This is a genomic window from Pseudomonas sp. EMN2, from assembly GCF_009650555.1.
Classification (GTDB): Bacteria; Pseudomonadota; Gammaproteobacteria; order Pseudomonadales; family Pseudomonadaceae; genus Aquipseudomonas; species Aquipseudomonas sichuanensis.
Genome location: NZ_VZZR01000006.1, coordinates 1 through 22,492, shown reverse-complemented (window position 1 = coordinate 22,492; position 22,492 = coordinate 1). Strand labels below are relative to the sequence as shown.

The 22,492-nt window shown below is 65.4% G+C and carries 5 protein-coding genes; 2 read left to right on the top strand and 3 right to left on the bottom strand.

From position 1 onward, the window contains the following. Positions 1 to 242: 242 nt before the first annotated feature. The 3 genes from F6X61_RS01290 to F6X61_RS01280 all read right to left on the bottom strand — a co-directional run bounded on the left by F6X61_RS01290 (position 243) and on the right by F6X61_RS01280 (position 3,914). The gene (locus tag F6X61_RS01290) at positions 243 to 1,181 is read right to left on the bottom strand and encodes a cyclase family protein (protein WP_153785035.1); all 939 of its coding nucleotides are present in this window, start codon (positions 1,179 to 1,181) and stop codon (positions 243 to 245) included. Positions 1,182 to 1,711: 530 nt separating this feature from the next. Next, positions 1,712 to 3,127: an efflux transporter outer membrane subunit gene (locus F6X61_RS01285; RefSeq protein ID WP_153785034.1), complete on the bottom strand. Its 1,416-nt coding sequence runs from the start codon at positions 3,125 to 3,127 to the stop codon at positions 1,712 to 1,714. Positions 3,128 to 3,143: 16 nt separating this feature from the next. After that, on the bottom strand, positions 3,144 to 3,914 hold the full coding sequence (locus F6X61_RS01280; RefSeq protein WP_153785033.1) for a helix-turn-helix transcriptional regulator: 771 nt from the start codon (positions 3,912 to 3,914) through the stop codon (positions 3,144 to 3,146). Positions 3,915 to 4,329: 415 nt separating this feature from the next. Here F6X61_RS01280 and F6X61_RS01275 point away from each other — a divergent pair, with 415 nt between their 5' ends. Then, on the top strand, positions 4,330 to 10,677 hold the full coding sequence (locus F6X61_RS01275) for a non-ribosomal peptide synthetase (protein ID WP_153785032.1): 6,348 nt from the start codon (positions 4,330 to 4,332) through the stop codon (positions 10,675 to 10,677). Between the two features lie 182 nt (positions 10,678 to 10,859). After that, the coding region (locus tag F6X61_RS01270) for a non-ribosomal peptide synthetase (protein ID WP_153785031.1) at positions 10,860 to 22,492 on the top strand (11,633 nt) is incomplete at its 3' end.

The window sequence follows — 22,492 nt, the reverse complement described above, 5'->3', positions numbered from 1 at the left end:
CGAACTCCTGTGTGGCGAAGCTGGATAATGGGTTCTGATCATGCAGGCTCATCGGATGGCCTCCGGTTGGTGTTGTGAGCGATGCTGGAACGGATCGCTTGGTGGGCGCAGTATCGCCATCTTGTGCGGGTGGATTAAGTCATGACTGCGCCAATGACTTTTGACTTGAAATCACGGATCAACAGGGGGAAAGCCCGCAGTGAGAGGGTTCGCAGCGGGCAGGGGACTGACTGGTAGGGCGATCAGTGAATGGCAACCGGATTGATGTTGACTTGCGTGGAGCCAACATAGAGCGGTTGGCCGAGCACAAACAGGAACTCCCAGACCTTGTCGTGCACCAATGCACGGCTGTCGATAAGTTCCAGGTTGTAGATACCGCGCTTGGCGAGCATGTATTGATTGACCGGGAACTCGTCCTTGCCATGGGGGTTCGGATAAACCTCAGAGGCCCAGGTGTCGCCGCCGAACGCGACGATGCCCTGGTCTGCCAGCCACTGGGCCGCTTGCATGCCGATGCCGGGTTCTACTTCCAGGAACTGCTTGTTGTCCTTGCCGATCAATTCCAGCCAACCGGTGTTGAACAGCACCACATCGCCCTTGCGCAGGGTCAGGCCTTGCTTCTTCAACACCGCCTGGATGTCGGCCACGCGGAACTCGGTGCCACCGGGTACGATGGCCTTGTTGTAATAAGCGGTCATGTCCAGCACCACGCCACGGGTCACTATCGGCGGCACTTTCTCGACCCCGAGCTTGGTGACGCCATCGACAGTCACGAAGTCGGCTGCTTTGTTGCCGTTGTAGTACAGATTGTCGATGCCGATGTGGCCAATCCCGTTGAGCTGGGTGCCAACGCCGGTCCAGGCGTTTACCAGTTCGTCGTTGAAGGTGAACTTGTTCGGCCCCAGCGACTTGCCGGCCTGCTGCCCGACCTGCACGTTGTACAGGCGGAAACTACGATGGCGGAATGCAGGAAGGTTGTTGTCCACGGGTACGGCCAACGGATAGGTCTTGCCCGTCTTGACCAGGCCGACCGCCTGTTTGACCACATCCGGGGTCAACAAGTTGGCAGCGCCGATTTCATCGTTCGGGCCGTAGGCCGACGGGTACCAATCGGCTGCAGAGGCGGCCTGCATGGCAAGCGGCAGCAAGGCCGCCAGGGCGAATTTTGAAAAGGTTTTCATCGTGGTTCTCCAGTTGGCGAAGGCCGTCAAGGCAAGTGCGAACAGCGCAAGGGGATGATGCGGTCCAGTGGTCTGAGCAATGGCTCGCAGTTTGCGGCGTTTAAAATTGCGAATTAAGCCCTGTACAAGCCAAATTCATTTGACTTGAATTCAAGAATGGAAATTACACCAGGGGAGAAGTTTCAGGCGGTAGATGCCGGCAGAGTATGTTGCCAGGGGGAGGGCAGGAGAGAAGTCCAGATGCCTTAAGTATCAAATTAGATAATTCTGTATATGTTCATATCGAGCACTGACTTCGCAGCCACCTAATCAATGCAGTCAATAATGAAATTCCAAGCATGGTCGTTACTGGCTACTTAGGGAGTGAAGCAACTTCTTGGCAACCACTGCCTATGATTCAAATGAATGAACATCTGGTCGAGTTATATTTGGCGCCTATAAATTCGCGACAAAGGGGCAGGCCGCAATCAGATCTGTGAAGCGAAGCGTTGTCATCAGGCCCAAGTATCAGGTGCCATGAGTCGTCAGCGTTACCTCTGTGTGCTGGCCAACTCAGCGTCTTGCCACCCGCCACCAAGCGCCGCATAAAGATTGACCTCTGCCACTAACTGCGCCAACCGGTCACTGATCAACCCTTGCTGTGCGCTGAACAATGATCGTTGTGCGTCGAGAAAAACAAGGCTGCTGTCCAATCCAGTGCGATAACGGTTCTCGGCGAGGGTGTAGTAACGCTGGCTCGCCGCCACCAGTTCGCGCTGTGCCTGCAACTGCCGTTGGTAGGTTGCCCGTGCCGCAAGCCCGTCGGCGACTTCCTGAAACGCGTTCTGAATAGCCTTTTCGTATTCTGCTACCTGAATGTCCTTCTGCAATTGCGCATAGTCCAGGCTGGCCCGCAGGGCTCCGGCGGTGAAGATCGGCAGACTGATCTGTGGCTGGAACAGCCAGCTACCGCTGCCCGCGCCGAACAGGCCGTCAAGTTCGCGGCTGCTGCTGCCAGCGTTGGCGGTCAGGTTGATGCTGGGGAAGAACGCAGCCCGCGCAGCGCCAATGTTGGCGTTGGCCGCGCGTAGCCGATACTCGGCCTGGATGATGTCCGGACGGCGTTGCAGCAGGTCGGAGGGCAGGCCTGCCGGCATTTCGGCGATCTGCTCATCGGCCAGGGCCAGGACGGCCAGGTCATCGGCCACAGGTGCGCCTACCAGCAAGGTCAACTGGTTGAGGTCTTCGGCCACCCGCCGCTTGTAGCGCGCCACGGCGGCGCGGGTGCTGTCGACACTGGTGCGTGCCTGAATCTGGTCTAGCGCCGACACCGTACCGGCACGCCGCTGATTGCTGGTCAAGCGCAGGCTGCGTTCGTCGGCTGCCAAGGTATCCAAGGCCAGCGTCAGCAGTTCTTGATCGGCACGCCAGGTCAGGTAACCGCTGGCAACGCTTGCCACCAGGCTCAATTGCGTGCTGCGCCGGGCCTGATCGCTGGCCAGGTAGGTGAGTAGCGCCTGGTCGCTGAGGCTGCGCACCCGGCCGAACAGGTCCAGTTCGTAGGCGCTGACACCGAGTGTCGCCGCGTAGGTCGAGGAGATCATGCCTTGGTCGGTGCCGGTCATGCCGCGCGGCAGGTACTGGCGCTTGCCCTGTGCGTCGGCAGTCACTTTGGGGAACAGGTCGGCCCGCTGGATGCGATATTGCGCTCGATAGGCCTCCACATTGAGCGCCGCGGTGCGCAAGTCACGGTTGTTGGCCAGGGCATTGTCGATCAGCTGGCGCAATACCGGGTCATGGAACACCTGGCGCCAGTCCTGGACAGGTCGGTGTTCCAAGGCATTGCCCTGGTAGGCAGGCCCCTGCGGGAACTGCTCGGCCACCGGTGCCGACGGGCGCTGGTAGTCGGGAGCCAGGGAGCAGCCGCACACAAGTGCGGCGCAGAGCGTCAGTGTATGTCGGAGCATTCCGGGTCTCTTGGAGTCAGGCGCCTGCCATCCATCTGGCCAGGCCGTGGCGACCACTGATCCCCAACTTGGCGGTGGCGCGTTTGAGGTAGGTTTCGATTGAGCTGCTCTTCACGTTCAGCCGTTGCGCCATTTCAGGCACCGTGTCGCCGGTCAGCAACCCCAGGCAGACCTCCTGTTCGCGGGTGGAGAGCTTTACTGCCTCCTGAGCCACGCGCTCGGCGAAGGACTGGCGCAGCGAGCCGGCTTCCAGTTCTGCTGCAGGCCTGCCGGAGTGACGGGCGATACCTTGTCCCAGCCGCTGGCCGTGGTGCTCGACCAACGGCAGCAAGGCGTCGGAGAGGTTTTTGAGCTGCGACAGCTCCCCCAGGGTGAAAGGCCGCTGGCTGGGCAGGCGATGGAAGCAGATGACCCAGCGCCTGTCGCCGCTACGGGAAACCAGATGACACTGGTGGGCACTGTGGCTGTCGTGTGGTGGGGCCTTGAACTCGATCAACAGCGGGTCGGTCATCTGCATGATGCTGTGCAGAAACGGATCGCGCAGCGGGGCGGCACTTGGCGCCCGTTCTGCCCCGGCGTTCCCCAGTACCTTGATGTGGCTGACACTGACCTGGCGTGGGTCGAGCGTCCATTCGCTGAGGTCAAGCCTGTGAATTGGCACCTGGGCGTCGACCAGGCGAAACATCTGCTCGGCGAAATCATCGGCGCCGCTGCTGGCGATCAGTTCACCCAGTTGCAGATACAGATGGGGGTCGGGGCGCTGTTCGAGGCTGGCGTTCAGCTTCATATCCTTGTCGTCCTTGATTCAAAACGTTACGGCGGGTGGTCTCGCGATCGAGTCTCCGGGTTGCAAATGAATGATGGCGGTATTCAAGCCCGCCTTGGAGGCGGCGTCTGTAATGGAAAACCGGGACAGAAAATGTCAGAAATTGCTGAACGATAAGTGGCTCAGCGCCCTGGGTTTCAGCAGCCATTCAGGCAAGTAGCCAGCGATTTGGCGTCATAAGCCCGGCGGTTCGCAGCGGATCCAGCACAATCGATTCAGGAGTAGGTCATTGGGGGCTGCTTCCCATGGCAAATCTCTTACAGGCTTTTCAGCTGTCGAGGATGGTGGCACCGGATGTCCGGGTTTCAGGGGCCATACAGGGTGGGATGGCGGTGCTTGAATCCGCGGATGATCAATCAGAAGGATCTGCCCCCTCATGCCAGCCGCCGAAACCTTTGCCCTGACTGCTGCCCAGCGCGATATCTGGCTGGACCAGATCAGCCACGGCGACTCGCCGCTGTACAACATAGGCGCTTATGTCGTACTGCAAGGAGCAGTGGATGTGGCGCGGCTGCAGGCCGCCCTGGCGCACCTTGTGGCCCTGCATGAAGGGTTGCGCACGGTGCTGGTGGCTGGGCATGGGGTGCCACGCCAACGCTTTGCCGAGAACGTGACGGTTGAACTAGCCGAGTACGACGTCCGCGCGACCGACGATCCGTTCGCAGCCGCCAAAGGCCGTCTGCACGACCAGATGCAAAAAGTGTTTGCCCTGGAGGGAGGCCCGTTATGGGGAGCGCAGTTGATCAGGCTGCAAGACCAGCGCTACCTGTTCGCCCTGCAGGCGCACCACTTGATCCTCGATGGTTGGGGCGTGGACCTGTGGTTCAAGCAAGTCGCTGATTACTATGGCTTGATAGGGCAAGGCTTACCGCTGCCGACCACGGCGCCGTCCTATCGTGAATTCATCGACGACGATGCCCAGTACCAGGCTTCGCCCCGTCATGGCAGCGACCGCGACTACTGGTTGGCCAAGTTCAGGCAGTTGCCCGATGCCCTGTTGTCGCCGCGTGAGCGTGGCGCGGTGTCGGCCGGCGAGCCGAGTGCAGTGCTCGAACAACCCTTCGATACGCGCCTGCTTGCGCGCATGCGGCAACTGGGCACGGACCTGCAGGCCTCGGCGTTTCATGTACTGCTGGCTGCGATGCACGTGTGCTGCGCGCGCACCTGGCAACGCGACGACTGGGTGGTTGGCTTGCCGGTGCGCAACCGTGGCAATGCCCGGCTCAAATCGACCATGGGGCTGTTCACCCAGGTCAGCGCCTTGCGCATGGGTTTCGGCCGCAACGGCTCGTTCGCCGAACTGGTGTGCGGCATCCGTGATGCCCTCAAGCGGGATTTTCGCCATCAGCGGTTCGCCCTTAGCGAGTTGAACCGCGCCCTCGGCGCGCTGCGCGAAGAACGGCCGCAGCTGTTCGAGCTGATGGCATCGTTCGAGGAAGACGGCAATGACCTGCGCTTTGGCGATATCAGCGGCCATACGGTGATGGTCTGCAATGGCCACGAACCCACGCCGCTCAGCGTCCACCTGCGCAGCAACCGCCACAGCGACAATGCCCACCTGCATTTGGTCTACAGCCGCGCCTGGTTCAGCGCGGACCAAGTCGAGGCATTGGCCGCCCGCCTGTTGCATGTGCTCGAGCAAGGGTTGCAGCAGCCCGGCTTGTGCATTGGCGCCTTTGACCTGCCGACCCCCAGCGAGCATGCGCAGCTGCAGCAATGGAACCGTTCGGCAGTGTCGCCCGGGCACGCTGAAGGGCTGATACACCGGCGTATCGAAGCCCAGGCCATGGCCAGGCCACAGGCGCTGGCAGCGCTGCACGAAGGCCAGGGCCTGAGCTACGGCGAGTTGAACCGGCGCGCCAACCAGCTGGCGCAGCACCTGATCGGCCTGGGTGCCGGGCCTGACCTGCGTGTCGCGGTGGTCGCCCAACGTGGCCTGGATACCTTGGTCGGGCTGCTGGCGGTACTCAAGGCTGGGGCCGCGTATGTGCCGATCGACCCCGCTCACCCGCAGGAGCGCCTGGCCTATCTGCTCGAAGACAGCGCACCGCAAGTGGTGCTGAGCCTCTCACGGTTGAGGGGGCGGCTGCCTGCCCACGGCCTGCCGCTGATCGAACTCGACCGCTACCCATGGCCCGAAACGAGCGAAGCCGAACCTGCAGTTGCGCAGCTGGCGCCGCACAACCTGGCTTATGTCATCTACACCTCCGGCTCCACCGGCCTACCCAAAGGCGTGATGGTCGAGCACCGGATGCTGGCCAACCTGGTCGATTGGCACTGCGCCAGCTTCAACCTGGGGCCTGGCCGAAACCAGTCGAGCCTGGCCGGTTTCGGCTTTGATGCCATGGCCTGGGAGGTCTGGCCGACCCTGTGCAGCGGTGCGACGCTGCACTTGGCGCCGGTGCGCGACGGGGCCGAGGACATTGAAGCCTTGCTGCGCTGGTGGCGGGCGCAGCCGCTGGACATCAGCTTCCTGCCGACCCCGGTGGCCGAACATGCCTTTGCCCAGGGCGAGCTGCACCCGACCCTGCAAACCCTGCTCATCGGCGGCGACCGCCTGCGTCGCCTGGCGCGCGAACGTCGCTACCGCGTCATCAACAACTACGGCCCCACTGAAGCCACGGTGGTGGCGACCTCGGGTCTGGTCGAGGCAGGCCGGCCGCTGCATATCGGTGGGCCGGTAGCCAACACCCGCCTGTACGTGCTCGACGAGCAGCGCCAGCTGTTGCCGATCGGCGCTGCCGGTGAGCTGTACATCGGCGGCAGCGGCGTGGCCCGCGGTTATCTGAACCGGCCTGAACTGACCGCTGAACGCTTTCTCGACGATCCCTTCAGCCCTGAGCCCGAGGCCCGCCTGTACCGCACCGGCGACCTGGCGCGCTGGCTGCCCGACGGCACCCTGGAGTACCTCGGGCGCAACGATGACCAGGTGAAGATCCGTGGCGTGCGAGTAGAGTTGGCTGAGATCGAGGCGGCCCTGGCCAGTCACGCTGCAGTGCGCGAATGTGTCGTGTTGCTGCGCGACGGCCAGTTGCAGGCGTGGTTCATCGGCGCAGCACCGGTGACCCCGCGAGTGCTGCATGAGCATCTGCGCGCGCAACTGCCTGCTGCCTTGCTGCCAGCCGCATATGTGGGCCTGGCCAGCTGGCCGCTCACCGCCAACGGCAAGCTTGACCGCCGCGCTTTGCCCGCTGCCGACGAGCCGGCCAAGGTGCGCCGAGAGCATGAGGAGCCCATGGGCGACATCGAGCAGCGCCTGGCACTTTTGTGGGCCGAGTTGCTGCAGGTCGAGCGGGTAGGGCGCCAGGACCATTTCTTCGAGCTGGGTGGCCATTCGCTGCTGGCGGTGCAGTTGATCGAACGTATGCGTCAGCAAGGGCTGCAAGCTGACGTGCAGGTGCTGTTCGGCCAATCGACCCTGGCCAGCCTGGCTGCCGCCGTGGTGGTGGGCGAAGCCGCAACGGTACCCGCCAATGGTGTGCCGTCGGGGTGCCAGCAGATTACCCCCGAGATGCTCAGGTTGACCGATCTCGACCAGGCTGCCATCCAGCGCATCGTCGCCACGGTGCCGGGCGGCGCAGGCAATGTGCAGGAGATCTACCCGCTGGCACCCTTGCAGCAAGGGTTGCTGTACCACCACGTGACCGATGAACAGGACCCTTATCAGCAGCAGGTGTTGTTCGCCTTTGCCAGCCACGCACAGCTACAGGCCTTTGCCGTTGCCTTGCAACAAGTAATCGATCGGCACGACATCCTGCGCACCAGCCTTCTTTGGGAAGGCTTGGAGCACCCGCAACAAGTTGTCTGGCGCAAGGCGCGCTTGCCGGTCGACAACTGGACAGCTGAACGGCCAGGTGACGATTGGGCAGCGCAGTTGCGCTGTGCCTACGATCCACAACGTCGGCCCCTGGATTTGCGCCAGGCGCCGATGATGGCACTGGTGACTGCCGAAGAGGCGGCGCAGGGCCGCTGGCTGGGGCTGCTGCGCTTGCACCATCTGGTCAACGATGCCGTTTCGTTGCAGGTACTGTTTGGCGAGCTCGATACGTTCATGCACGGCCGGGGCGAGCAACTGCCGCCGCCGGTGCCGTACCGCGACTATGTGGCGCTCAGCGGCGCTGACGAGCGCCAGGCCGGCCACGAAGCCTTTTTCCGCGATCAACTGGCCGGCGTCGAGCCGCCTGCGCCCGTTGCGGGGCTGGGCGGTGTCGCGGTAGACGAGCAGGACCTGCAGACCCATGCCGTGGCGCTTGACCCCGGCTTGACTGACCTGCTGCGCACTCAGGCACGTCAGCACGGCGTGGGCCTGCCCAGCCTGCTGCACCTGGCCTGGGCCCAGGTGCTCGGTAGCCTGTCAGGGCGCGATGAGGTGGTGATCGGCACCGTGCTGCTGGGCCGCGCCATGGCCGGCAAAGGCGCCGACCGCGCCCTGGGCATGTTCATTAACAGCTTGCCGTTGCGGGTCAGCCTGGCAAATCACTCACTGGGCCAGGCATTGGTTGAAACCCATGCACGCCTGGCCGCCTTGCTCGGGCACGAAGACGCGCCCTTGCTTCTGGCCCAGCGCTGCAGCGGGCTGCCAGCCGCCACGCCGCTGTTCAACAGCTTGCTCAACTACCGCCAAGGGGCATTGCCGCAGGGGCAGGTGCTGCCCGGTGTGGAACTGCTCGAAGCCAGCGAAGTGTTGAGCCACGGCCTGGTGCTGACGGTCGATGACCCGGGCAACACGCTGCACCTGGCGTTGCGCGCGCCATGTGCCATTGGCGCACCACGGGTGCTGGGCTATCTGCTGACGACCTTGCGCCAATTTGCCCAGAGCGCAGCAGAGCGCCCCCTGAATACCCTTTGCTGCGTGACCGCCGATGAACTGCAGCGCCTGTTGCACACCGTCAACCAGACCGAAGACCGGCAAAGCCCCCTGGATAGCACGCTGCCTGCACTGTTCGAAGCCCAGGTCCGGCGAACTCCCCTGGCTGTCGCGCTGCAGGCCGAAGACGCCAGCCTCGATTATCAGACGCTCAATGCCCAGGCCAACCGCCTGGCCCATCGCCTGATCGCCCTGGGCGTGGGGCCCGATACGCGCGTCGCCCTCTGCCTGGAGCGCGGTGTGTCAATGATGCTGGCGTTGTTGGGCGTACTCAAGGCCGGCGGCGCCTATGTGCCGCTCGACCCTGGCTACCCGGCTGAACGCCTGCGCTTCATGCTCGAAGACAGCGCGCCGAACGTGGTGCTGGTTCATGGCGCCACCCTAGGCCTGTTCGATGCGTTGCCGGTACCGGTGCTCGATCTGGACGGCGACAATTGGCAGGTCTGCAGCGCCGAAAACCCCAAGGTGCCAGGCCTGGGCCCCAGGCAGCTCGCCTACGTGATGTACACCTCCGGCTCGACCGGCACGCCCAAGGGCGTGATGATCGAACACCGCGGGCTGTGCAACCTGATGCACTGGGGTACGCAGATCTGCCCGCCGCAACCGGGTGATGCCTTGCTGCAACGGGCGCCCTACAGTTTCGACGGTTCGGTCTGGGAGTTGTTCTGGCCGCTCTGTGCTGGCCTGCGCCTGGTCCTGGCGCGCCCCGACGGCCATCGCGACCCCGCTTACCTGGTGCAGTTGATCCAGGCCCGGCAGGTCACGACGATGAAGTTCGTGCCGGCATTGTTGCATCAGTTTCTCGAGCAGCCGGGCGTCGAACACTGCACCAGCCTGACCGACATTTTCTGTGGCGGGGGCGAGCTGACCCTGGCGCTGCTGCGCAACGTTCGTGAACGCTTGCCCCAGGTGCGTGTGCACAACGTTTATGGCCCCACCGAGGCGACCGTGGACAGCACCGCATGGACCCTGCACGCACATGAGCCGCTTCCCGCACTGGCCCCACCCATTGGCCGGCCAATCGCCAACACTCGTCTGTACGTGCTTGACCACCACGACCGCCCGGTGCCACTGGGTGCGGTGGGACAATTACACATTGGTGGCGTCGGCGTCGCCCGTGGCTACCTGGGGCTACCGACGCTGCAGGCCGAGCGCTTCATTGCCAGCCCGTTCGTCGAGGGTGATCGCCTTTACCGCACCGGCGACCTGGTGCGCTACCGCCAGGACGGTGAGCTGGACTTTGTTGGCCGCAACGATTTCCAGGTCAAGCTGCGCGGGCTGCGGGTCGAGCTGGGCGAGATCGAGGCGGCGCTGGCAGCGCACCCAAGCGTTGGGCAAAGCGTGGTGCTGATGCGCGAAGAGCGCCTGGTGGCCTATTTCACCTGCCGCGATGGCTGCCCGGCGCCGGCGCTGGAGGTGTTGCGCAGCCACCTGCTCGCGCGCATGCCTGAATACATGGTGCCGCAGGCGTTCGTCGCCCTGGCGCAGTTGCCGTTGAGCGCCAACGGCAAGATCGACCGCAAGGCGCTGCCTGCACCCGGCGAGGATGCGGTGATCAGCCGTGAATTCCAGGCGCCCCAGGGCGAGCTGGAGGCCGCGTTGGCGGCCATCTGGACCGAGGTGCTGAAGGTCGAACAGGTTGGGCGCCAGGACAACTTCTTCGAGCTGGGCGGGCATTCATTGCTGGCGGTAAGCCTGGTGGCGCGCATGCGCCAGGCCGGCCTGCATGTCGATGCCCGCACCTTGTTCAGCCAGCCGACCCTGGCGGGGCTGGCGGCCAGCACCCGCCGTGAGCAGCTTGAGGTGGTGATACCGCAGACCACCATTCCCAGCCTGGGCAAGCGCAGGCGGATCTAAGGCAGTTCGCTTTGGATTTTGGGCGGTGCGGATATCGAGCGCCGCCCGCGCGGCGCTCGATATTCGCCTCACCAAAACCATCAAGCCATACACCTGTCCCCGCTTCCCATGTCAGACCAACCGGTCACGATCCTTTAGCGTGTCCCCGATTCCCATTTCCAGGCAAAGCAGGATGCTTACCGATGCTCTTCAGCGAACTGATGGCTGCTCTTTCCACCCGTGCGATCCGACTCCAGCGTGAAGACCAGGACCTGATTGTCCTGGGTGATGACGAAACCCTGGACGATACCCTGTGGGATGCGCTGTCACGGCACAAGCCGGCCTTGCTGGAGATGCTTGCCGAATACGACGACGACTGGCTGAGCCCGGCGTTCCAGATCACCCCCGACATGCTGCCGCTGGTGCAACTCGACCAACAGGCCATCGACCGCATCGTCGCCAGCGTGCCGGGCGGTGCAGCCAACGTGCAGGACATCTACCCACTGGCTCCGCTGCAGCAGGGCATGCTGTACCAGCATCTGGCGGCCAGCAATGGCGACCCGTACCTGGCCCAGGTGCAACTGCGCTTCACCAGCAAGGCGCACCTGGAGGCCTTCGCCGAGGCCCTGCAATGGGTGATCCAGCGCCACGACATTCTGCGTACGGCGCTGCATTGGGAGTACCTGGACGAGCCGGTGCAGGTGGTGTGGCGTGAGGCGACGCTGGTGCGTGAGGCCGTCGCGGTCGACGGCAGCCAGGCGCTGGCCCGGTTGTGCGAGCGTTTCGACCCGCGCCACTATCGCCTCGACCTGAGCCAGGCGCCATTGATGCAATTGATGCACGCAAGGGGGGAAGGCGGAGCGTGGGTGGCCTTGCTGATGTTCCACCACCTGGTGATGGACCATACCGCGCTGGACATCGTACGCCGCGAGATCCAGGCCCACCTGGCCGGCGAGTCGGCGCAACTGGCGGCCCCCATGCCGTTTCGCAATGTGCTGGCCGCCGCGCGCCTGGCGCTGGACGAGCAGGCCCATGAGCGCTTCTTCCGCGACATGCTCGCCGACCTCGACGAGCCGACCCTGGCCTTCGGCCTGAAAGACAAAGGCGACCAGGCCCTGGAACAGGCGCGCCTGACCTTGCCGGCTGCACTCAGCCAGCGCCTGCGTAGCCAGGCACGTTCGCTCGGGGTGAGCCCGGCGAGCGTGCTGCACCTGGGCTTCGCGCGGCTGCTCGGGCAACTGTCGGCGCGCCAGACGGTGGTGTTCGGCAGCGTCCTGTTGGGGCGCATGACCACGGGTGATGGCAGCGAGCAAGCGCTGGGCATGTTCATCAACACCTTGCCACTGCGCATCGACCTCGGCCAGCACGGCGTGCGCGACGCGCTGCTGGCCACCCACCGGCGGCTCAGCGCCTTGCTCGGCCACGAGCAGGCGTCGCTGGCCCTTGCCCAGCGCTGCAGCGGCGTGGCCGCGCCGGCGCCGCTGTTCAACAGCATGCTCAACTACCGCCACAGTGCGGCCGGTGATGCCGCCGAAGTCATCCCGGTGGCACCGGGCATCGATATCGTCGGTGCCGAAGAACGCACCGACTACCCGCTGACCGTCAGCGTCGACGACCTCGGCGACGACCTGCGCCTGACCGTACAGAGCCTGCCGCAATGGAGCGCAACACGCTTGTGCAGGCAGTTCGAACAGGTACTGGATGCCTTGGTCGAAGCGCTGGAGGCCAATCCCGCAGCGCCAATGCAGGGGCTGGCGGTGCTGCCGGCGTTGGAACGTGACCAGGTGTTGCGCCAGTTCAACGACACCGCTCAGCGCTTTGCGCAGGGCCAGACCGTGCATGCCTTGGTCGAAGCCCAGGCCGCCCGCACGCCGGATGCGTCCGCGCTGATCCAGGCCGGCCAGGTGCTGAGCTATGGCGAGCTGAACCGCCGCGCCAACCAGCTTGCTCACCGGTTGATCGGGCTGGGCGTCAAGCTGGGTGACCGGGTCGCGTTGTGCCTGCCGCGCAACGCCGAGCGCCTGGTCGGCCTGTTGGCGGTGTTGAAGGCCGGTGCTGCCTACGTGCCGGTGGACCCGACGTACCCGGCCGAGCGTATCGCCTACCTGCTGGCTGACAGCGCGCCGGCCTTGGTGTTGGCCACGGCGGCGATCGAAAACCTGCCGGACATGCCCCGCCTGAACCTGGATCAGCCCCACGCATTCGGCGGGGACGAAACCAACCCGGCACTGCCAGGCCTTGATGCGCAGCAACTGGCTTACCTGGTCTACACCTCCGGCTCCACTGGCCAGCCCAAAGGCGTGATGATTGAACACCACGCACTGGTCAACCTGGTGCATTGGCACTGCCAGGCGTTCGATCTGGCTGCAGGTGTGCACAGCGCCAGCGTGGCCGGTTTCGGTTTCGACGCCATGGCCTGGGAAGTCTGGCCAACCCTGTGTGCCGGCGCCACGCTGCACCTGCCTCCTGAAACCATCGGCAACGAGCATGTCGACGAGTTGCTCGACTGGTGGCTGCAGCAACCGCTGCAGGTCAGTTTCCTGCCCACGCCGGTGGCCGAGCAGGCCCTGCGCCGCGACCGCCAGCACCCGACCCTGCGCACCCTGCTGATCGGCGGCGACCGGCTACGCCAGTTCGAGCGCGACCCCGGCTTCGCGGTGGTCAACAACTATGGCCCGACCGAAACCACCGTGGTGGCGACCTCTGGCCAGCTCGTCCCAGGCGGCGCCTTGCATATCGGCCGGCCAATCGCCAATACCCAGGTGTATGTGCTCGATGAAGGGCTGCAGCCGGTACCGGTGGGCGTCACTGGTGAGCTCTTTATTGGCGGTGCGCAGGTGGCACGCGGCTATTTCAACCGCCCCGAACTGACCAAAGAGCGCTTCCTGCCCGACCCGTTCAGCGAGGTTGCCAATGCCCGCCTGTACCGCAGTGGCGACCTGGTGCGCTGGAACCCTGACGGCACCCTCGACTACCTGGGGCGCAACGATGACCAGGTGAAGATTCGCGGCGTGCGCGTGGAACTGGGCGAGATCGAAGCCGCCCTGGCCGCGCAACCGGGCATCGCCGATGCCGTCGTGCTGGTGCGCGAAGCGCGCCTGCTGGCCTGGTTCACCGAGACGGCGCCGGTTGACCTCGAACGCCTGCGTCAGGCCCTGCAGGCCAGCCTGCCGGCGCAACTGGTGCCGTTGGCATTCATGCGCCTGGATGAACTGCCACTGACCAGCCACGGCAAGCTCGATCGCCGCGCACTGCCCGACCCCGACAGTACCCTGCTGGCCGGCCAGGCCTACGAAGCTGCGCAAAGCGCGACCGAAGTGGCCATGGCTGCGATCTGGGCCCAGGTGCTGGGCGTCGAGCGGGTAGGGCGCCACGACAACTTCTTCGAGCTGGGTGGCCATTCGTTGCTGGCGGTGACCCTGGTCGAGCGCCTGCGCAAGGCGGGCCTGGTGATCGACGTGCGCGTGCTGTTTACCCAGCCGACCCTGGCCGCGCTCGCCAGTGCGGTGGGGATCGGCCATGAAGCCAAGGTGCCGGCCAACCAGGTGCCGTACGGCGCCGAACGCATCACGCCAGACCTGCTCAGCCTGATCGAGCTGGACCAGGCCGCGATCGACGCGGTGGTCGCCACGGTGCCCGGTGGCGCCGCCAACGTGCAGGAAATCTACCCGCTGGCGCCGTTGCAGGAAGGCATCCTCTACCACCACCTGAGTGCCGAGCAAGGCGACCCGTACCTGCTGCAGACCCGCCTGGCCTTCGACAGCGTCGAGCGCCTGCTGGCCTGGGCCGGCGCCTTGCAACAGGTCATCGATCGCCACGACATCCTGCGTACTTCGGTGCTCTGGCAGGGCCTGGCGCAGCCGTTGCAGGTGGTGTGGCGCACGGCTGAGCTGGTTGTTGGCGAAATCGACGACCTGGTCGATGAGCCGGGTGTCGAGCGCATCGAGCAGTTGCACGCGCGCTTCGACGCCCGTCATTACCGCCTGGACCTGGCCCAGGCACCGCTCACCCGCCTGTATTACAGCCCGGACCCTGGCAACCAGCAGGTGGTGGCCATTCTGCTGTTCCACCACCTGACCCTCGACCACACCGCCATGGACGTGGTCGCCCGGGAAATGCGCGCGCTGCTGTTCGGCCAGGCCGACACCCTGCCGGCGCCAGTGCCGTACCGCAACTACGTGGCCCAGGCACGCCTGGCCGACCCGGCCGGCCATGAAGCGTTCTTCCGCGAGATGCTGGCGGATGTCGAAGAGCCGACCTTGCCGCTGGGCTTCGCCGATGTACAAGGCGATGGGCGCGATATCGAAACGGCCTTTGCGCCACTGGATGCCGGCATCAGCCAGCGCTTGCGGGGCCAGGCGCGTCAACTGGGCGTCAGCGCCGCGAGCCTGATGCACCTGGCCTGGGCGCGGGTGCTGGGAGTGCTCTCCAACCGCCACGACGTGGTCTTCGGCACCGTGCTGATGGGCCGGCTGCAGGGTGGCGAGGGGGCCGACCGAGCGCTGGGCATGTTCATCAACACCTTGCCACTGCGGGTCGATACCCGCGCCTCGGTACAGGCTGCGGTGCGCGCGACCCACCGCAGCCTGTCGGCGCTGCTCGGTCATGAGCACGCGCCGCTGGCGCTGGCTCAGCGTTGCAGCGGCGTGGCAGCTTCGGCGCCATTGTTCAGCGCCTTGCTCAACTACCGCCACAGCGCAGCCGATGCGCCGCGCGAAGGCGAGGGCATCTGGGAAGGCGTGCGCCTGCTTGGCGGGGAAGAGCGCAGCAATTACCCGCTGACCCTGAGCGTCAACGACCTGGGCGAAGATTTCAGCTTCAGCGTGCTGGCAGTCGAGGGTATTGGCGCGGCCCGGGTGGTCGAGTGGATGGCCGCCGCGGTTGGCCAGTTGCTGCAGGCGCTGGAGCAAGGGCAGGCCACGCCAGTGGACAGCCTGCCGATCCTCAGCGATGAGGCCCGCCAACAACTGCTCGGTGGCTTCAACGATACCGCCCGCGAGTACCCGCAAGGGCAGACGGTGCATGCCCTGGTCGAAGCCCAGGCTGCCCGCACGCCCGATGCCACGGCGCTGACCCAGGCCGGTGTGACGCTGAGTTACGGCGAGCTGAACCTGAGTGCCAACCGCCTGGCGCACCGCCTGATCGAGCGTGGTGTGCAGCGCGGCGACCGGGTTGCCCTGTGCCTGCCGCGCAGCCTGGAACGGGTGATCAGCCTGCTGGCCGTGCTCAAGGCCGGTGCTGCCTACGTGCCGGTGGACCCCAGCTACCCGGCCGAACGCATCGCCTATCTGCTAAGTGACAGCGCCCCGGCCTTGTTGCTGGCCGAATCGAGCCTCGGCGGTTTGCCGGGCGACGTTCCCCGCCTGGATCTCGACGATGCAGGCGCCTGGCACTCGTCTGACAGCAACCCGCAGGTGACAGGGCTGGATTCCCAGGCACTGGCCTATGTGGTCTACACCTCCGGCTCTACTGGTCTGCCCAAGGGCGTGATGATCGAGCATCAGGCCCTGGCCAACCTGGTGCACTGGCACTGCCAGGCCTTCGCACTGCGCACCGGCGAGCGCACCTCGAGCGTCGCCGGCTTCGGTTTCGACGCCATGGCCTGGGAGGTCTGGCCGGCCTTGTGCGCCGGTGCCACCTTGCACCTGCCGCCTGCGCCTATCGGCAATGAACATGTCGACGAGTTGCTCGACTGGTGGCTGCAGCAGCCACTCACCGTCAGTTTCCTGCCCACCCCAGTAGCCGAACAGGCCCTGCGCCGCGAGCGCCAGCACCCGACCTTGCGCACCCTGCTGATCGGCGGCGATCGCCTGCGCCAGTTCGACCGCGACCCCGGCTTCGACCTGGTGAACAACTACGGCCCAACCGAAACCACGGTCGTCGCCACCTCCGGCAAGGTGCTGCCTGGTGCGGCACTGCACATTGGCCAGCCCATCGCCAACACCCGCGTCTACGTGCTCGACGAACACCGCCAGCCGGTACCGATCGGGGTAACCGGTGAGCTGTACATCGGCGGTGCGCAGGTCGCCCGTGGCTACTTCAACCGGCCCGAACTGACGGCCGAGCGCTTCCTCGACGACCCGTTCAGCCGCAAACCGGGGGCGCGCATGTACCGCAGCGGCGACTTGGTGCGCTGGAATGCCGATGGCACCCTGGATTACCTGGGCCGTAACGACGACCAGGTGAAAGTCCGCGGTGTGCGCGTGGAACTGGGTGAAATCGAGGCAGCCTTGCAGGCACAAACGGGCATCGACGATGCCGTGGTGCTGGTGCGTGACGAGCGCTTGCTGGCCTGGTTCACCGAGACCGCGCCGGTGCAACTCGACAGCCTGCGCCAGGCGCTGCAGGCCAGCTTGCCGGCGCACATGCTGCCCCAGGCGTTGATCCGCCTGGCGCAGCTGCCGCTGACCAGCCATGGCAAGCTCGACCGCCGTGCATTACCTGAGCCGGATACCGCCGACCTGGTCAGCCATGGCTATGCCGCGCCGCAGGGCCAGACCGAAACGACCATGGCGGCGATCTGGGCCGAGGTTCTGGGTGTCGAGCGGGTAGGGCGCCACGACAACTTCTTCGAACTGGGCGGCCATTCGTTGCTGGCCGTGACCCTGATCGAGCGCTTGCGCCAACAGGGCCTGCAAACCGACGTGCGGGTGCTGTTCGGCCAACCGACCGTGGCCGCGCTCGCTGCGGCGTTGGGCAACGGTCGCCTGGTAACGGTCCCCGAGAACCGTATCCCGGTGGGCTGCACGCAGATTACCCCGGACATGCTGTCATTGATCGACCTGGACCCAGCCAGCATCGCGCGCATCGTCGCCACGGTGCCGGGAGGCGCCGCCAACGTTCAGGACATCTACCCGCTGGCACCGCTGCAGGAGGGCATTCTTTACCACCACCTCAGCGCTGCCGGTGCAGACCCGTACCTGCTGCAATGGCGCATCGCGTTCGATTGCCCGGCACGGCTGCAAGCCTTCGCCAGCGCCCTGGACAAGGTCATCGCTCGTCACGACGTGCTGCGCACTGCCGTGCTGTGGGACGGTCTGCGCCAACCAGTGCAAGTGGTGTGGCGCAATGCGCCCCTCGCAATTATTGAAAGCGCCGCCGATCCTGTGGGAGCGGGTCTTGCCCGCGAAGAATCCACCGCGATGCTTGAACTGTGCACTGCCCCGTTGATCCGCCTGCTGCATAACCCGCCGGCTGACAACCAACGCCTTGAAGCCACCCTGCAATTCCACCACATCGTCCTCGACCACACCGCCATGAAGGTGGTCCTCGAAGAAATCCGCGACCACCTGCGCGACCAAGCCCCGACCCAACCCCCGGTGCCGTACCGCAACTACGTGGCACAGGCGCGGTTGGCCATCAGCGAAGCCGAGCACGAAGCGTTCTTCCACGCCGAGCTGGCCGACATCACTGAACCGACCCTGCCGTACGGCCTGACCGACCTACAGGCCCAGGCCGGTGATTTCGACATGGCCACCGTGCAACTGGGGGCTTGCGACTACCAACGCCTGCGCCGACAGGCCCAGCAGCTGGGTGTCAGTGCCGCCAGCCTGTTGCACCTGGCCTGGGCACGCCTGGTGTCGGCCACCAGCGGCAAGGACAGCGTGGTGTTCGGCACGGTGCTGCTCGGTCGCCTGCAAGGGGGGGGCGGTGCCGACCGGGGCCTGGGCATGTTCATCAACACCTTGCCATTGCGCCTGGACCTGGATGGCCTGGGCGTTCGCGATGGGGTGCGCCTGGCGCACCAGCGCCTGAGCAGTTTGCTGGTGCATGAACACGCGTCCCTCGCCTTGGCCCAGCGCTGCAGCGGCGTGGTTGCGCCGTTGCCGCTGTTCAGCGCGGTGCTCAACTACCGGCATGGCGCCAGTGCTGCTGAGCAGCAGGTGCAGCGCGAGGCCCTGGAGGGCATCGAGGCGTTGCCCAGCGGCGGGCATGGCCACTACCCGCTGAGCGTCAACGTCGACGATCTGGGCGATGGCTTGCGCATGACCGCGCAAGTCATGGCGCAGGTGGGCGCGCAGCGGGTCTGCGAGCAATTGCTGCAAGTGCTGGTCGGTATGCTTGATGCCCTTGAACAGCAGCCGCAATTGCCCTTGCAGCAACTGCCGGTGCTGGCGGCGCAGGAGCGTCAGCAGCTGCTGGTCGAAGCCAACGCCACGACGCTGCAGCACGACCTGCAACAACCCCTGCACAGGCTGTTCGAAGCGCAGGTGCGTGTTGCGCCGGATGCGCTGGCCCTGGTGGCCGAAGAGGGCCAGCTCAGCTACCGCCAGCTCGATGAGCAGGCCAACCGCCTGGCCCATCACCTGATCGGGCTCGGGGTGAAACCCGACGATCGCGTAGCGATCTGTGTCGAGCGCGGGCTGTCGCTGGTCGTCGGCCTGCTGGCCATCCTCAAGGCGGGCGGGGCCTACGTGCCCGTCGACCCGGGCTACCCGGCAGAACGCATCCGCCACATGCTGGAAGACAGCGCGCCGCTGGCCGTGCTGGTGCACGGCGCCACCCGTGAAGTGGTGCAGTCTGCGCAGGCACCGCTGATCGATCTGGACGCGTCGGCCTGGGATGCCCAGCCGATCAGCAACCCTCGCGTACCTGGCCTGGCGTCGCACCACCTGGCCTATGTGATCTACACCTCCGGCTCCACCGGCCTGCCCAAGGGCGTGATGGTCGAACACCGCAACGTGGTCAACCTGGTGCACTGGAGCCAGCGCCTGTGCGCCGTGGTGGCAGACGCTAGTGTGTTGCAAAAGACCCCGGTCAGCTTCGACGCCTCGGTGTGGGAGCTGTTCTGGCCACTGTGCAGCGGCCTGCGCCTGGTGCTGGCCCGCCCGGACGGCCAGCGTGATCCGCATTACCTGGCGCAACTGATCCAGGCACAGCGGGTGAACGTGGTGCAATTCGTGCCAGTACTGCTGCAGCAGTTCCTTGAGCACCCGCAGAGCGCAGATTGCAGCAGCCTCAGCGATATCGTCTGTGGCGGTGGCGAGTTGACCCAGGCACTGGCCGCGCGGGTGCGCCAGCAACTGCCGGGCGTGCGCCTGCATAACGTCTACGGCCCCACCGAAACCACCGTCGACTGCAGCGTATGGACCCTGGAGCCCGATGCGCCGCTGCCAGAAGGCGTACTGCCAATCGGCCGCCCGATCGACAACACCCAACTCTATGTGCTGGACAACCGCGACCAGCCCGTGCCGTGGGGCGTTACCGGTCACCTGCACATCGGCGGCGCCGGCGTCAGCCGTGGCTACCTGGGCTTGGGCCAGCAGCAAGCCGAGCGTTTCATTGCCAGCCCGTTCGTGGCCGGCGCACGGCTGTACCGCAGTGGCGACCTGGTACGTCAGCGTGCCGACGGCAACCTCGAATTCCTGGGGCGCAACGACCAGCAGGTGAAGATCCGCGGCCTGCGTATCGAACCCGGTGAAATCGAGGCGTGCCTGACCCGCGTGGCGGCTGTGCGCGAAGCCGTGGTGCTGGCCTTCGATGAACGCCTGGTCGCTTACTACACCGGCGCAGAGCAGCCGGCGGACAGCCTGCGGCAGGCGCTGCTGGCACAGATGCCCGAGTACATGGTGCCGGGGCTGTACATCCACCTCGACAGCCTGCCGCTGGCACCGAATGGCAAACTCGACCGCAAGGCATTGCCAGCGCCGGATGCCAACTTGCAGCAGCGCCCCTACGAAGCCCCGCAAGGCCGCACCGAAGCCCTGCTGGCAGGGCTGTGGGCCGAACTGCTGGGGGTAGAGCAGGTGGGCCGGCATGACAATTTCTTCGCGCTGGGCGGCCACTCGCTGCTGGCCGTGAGCCTCACGGCGCGCCTGCGCCTGGAGGGCCTGCAGGTTGATGTGCGGACCTTGTTCGGCCAGCCGACCCTTGCCGCGTTGGCGGCGACGCTGGGCCAGAACCAGCAGGTCGACGTGCCCGAAAACCGTATCCCGGCCGATTGCACCCACATCACTGTGGACCTGCTCAGCCTGATCGAGCTGGACCAGGCCTCCATCGACCGTATCGTCGCCAGCGTGCCGGGTGGTGCTGCCAATGTGCAGGACATCTACCCGCTGGCGCCGCTGCAGGAGGGCATTCTCTACCACCACCTGAGCGCAGCCGAACACGACCCGTACGTGCTGTATTCGCGGTTGCGCTTCGACAGCCTCGAGCGCTTGCAGGCCTTTGCCCGTGCGCTGGACCAGGTAATTGCGCGTCACGATGTACTGCGCACCGCCGTACTTTGGGACGGCTTGCCACAGCCAGTGCAAGTGGTCTGGCGCCAAGCACCGCTCGCCGTTGTTGAGCAGGTTGCGGCCCCTCGCGAAGCATCCGCCGCAAAACTCGATCTGAGCAGCGCACCACTGCTACGCCTGCTCTATACCCCGAGCGCAGGCGCCATCGACGCCACCCTGCAGTTCCACCACATCGTGCTCGACCACACCGCACTGGAAGTCATAGGCGAGGAGTTGGTTGCTTTCATGCAGGGCAACCCGGCCCCCACGCAACCTGCCGCTCCCTACCGCAACTACGTGGCCCAGGCCCGGCTGGGCATCAGCCAGGCCGAGCATGAAGGCTTCTTCCGCTCGCAACTGGCCGATATCGATGAGCCAACCCTGCCATTCGGCCTGAGCGATGTGCAAGGCGACGGCCGTGGCATGCAGGAGGCCAAACTGCCGTTGTCGGCCACGCTCGCCGCTGGCCTGCGTCGTCAGGCACAGGGGCTTGGCATCAGCGTCGCCAGCCTGTTCCACCTGGCCTGGGCGCGCCTGCTGGCAGCGGCCAGCGGCAAGGACAGCGTGGTGTTCGGCACCGTATTGCTCGGCCGTCTGCAAGGTGGCGAGGGTGCTGAGCGGGCGCTGGGGATGTTCATCAACACCTTGCCGCTGCGGGTCGACCTGGGCGGCGTCAGCCTGCGCGCGGCGGCCCATGCGACCCATCAGCGCCTCAGCGCGCTGCTGGCCCACGAGCATGCTTCCCTGGCCTTGGCCCAGCGTTGCAGCGGCGTGGCCGCGCCGTTGCCGCTGTTCAGCGCGATGCTTAATTATCGCCATGGGGCTCAAGGCAGTGCCGAGCAGCGCCACGCCTGGCAAGGCATCGAAGTGCTGGAAGGGCAGGAGCGTACCAACTACCCGTTGAGCCTGAACGTGGATGACCTGGGTGACGGCTTCCGCCTGGTGGCCATGACCCCGGCAGACATTGGCGCGGCGCGGATCTGCGGGCAGATGAACCGGGTGCTGGAGGCCATGGTCGCGGCGCTGGAGCAAGAGCCGGAGCTGGTGGTGCAGCGCCTGCCGGTGCTGGAGGCTGATGAACGCCAGCGGGTGCTGGTGGACTTCAACGCCACGGCGGTGGACTACAACCTTGAGCAGACGCTGCATGGGCTGATCGAAGCGCAGGTCGAACGCACGCCGGATGCCGTGGCGGTGCGGGCTGAAGAGGGCACCTTGAGCTATTGCCAGCTCAACGAACAGGCCAACCGTCTGGCGCATCACTTGATCGGTCTTGGTGTGAAGCCGGACGATCGCGTGGCGATCTGCGTCGAACGTGGGCTGTCGATGGTGGTTGGTCTGCTGGCCATCCTTAAAGCCGGCGGTGCCTACGTGCCGGTCGATCCGGATTACCCAACGGAACGTGTGCGGCACATGTTGAGCGACAGCGCGCCGGTGGCGGTGCTGGTGCATGCCGCGACGCGCCATGTGCCGGAAAGCGGTCGGGTCATCGACCTGGATCAGCCGAGCTGGGACGCACGACCTGCGAGCAACCCCGTCGTGAAAACGCTGACACCGCACCATCTGGCCTACGTGATCTACACCTCCGGCTCGACAGGGCTGCCCAAAGGCGTGATGAACGA

What these genes read in the sequence shown, in the direction of transcription:
- F6X61_RS01290 (WP_153785035.1), bottom strand. Translation starts at nt 1,181, where the DNA reads ATGAAAACCTTTTCAAAATTCGCCCTGGCGGCCTTGCTGCCGCTTGCC.
- F6X61_RS01275 (WP_153785032.1), top strand. Translation starts at nt 4,330, where the DNA reads ATGCCAGCCGCCGAAACCTTTGCCCTGACTGCTGCCCAGCGCGATATC.
- F6X61_RS01285 (WP_153785034.1), bottom strand. Translation starts at nt 3,127, where the DNA reads ATGCTCCGACATACACTGACGCTCTGCGCCGCACTTGTGTGCGGCTGC.
- F6X61_RS01280 (WP_153785033.1), bottom strand. Translation starts at nt 3,914, where the DNA reads ATGAAGCTGAACGCCAGCCTCGAACAGCGCCCCGACCCCCATCTGTAT.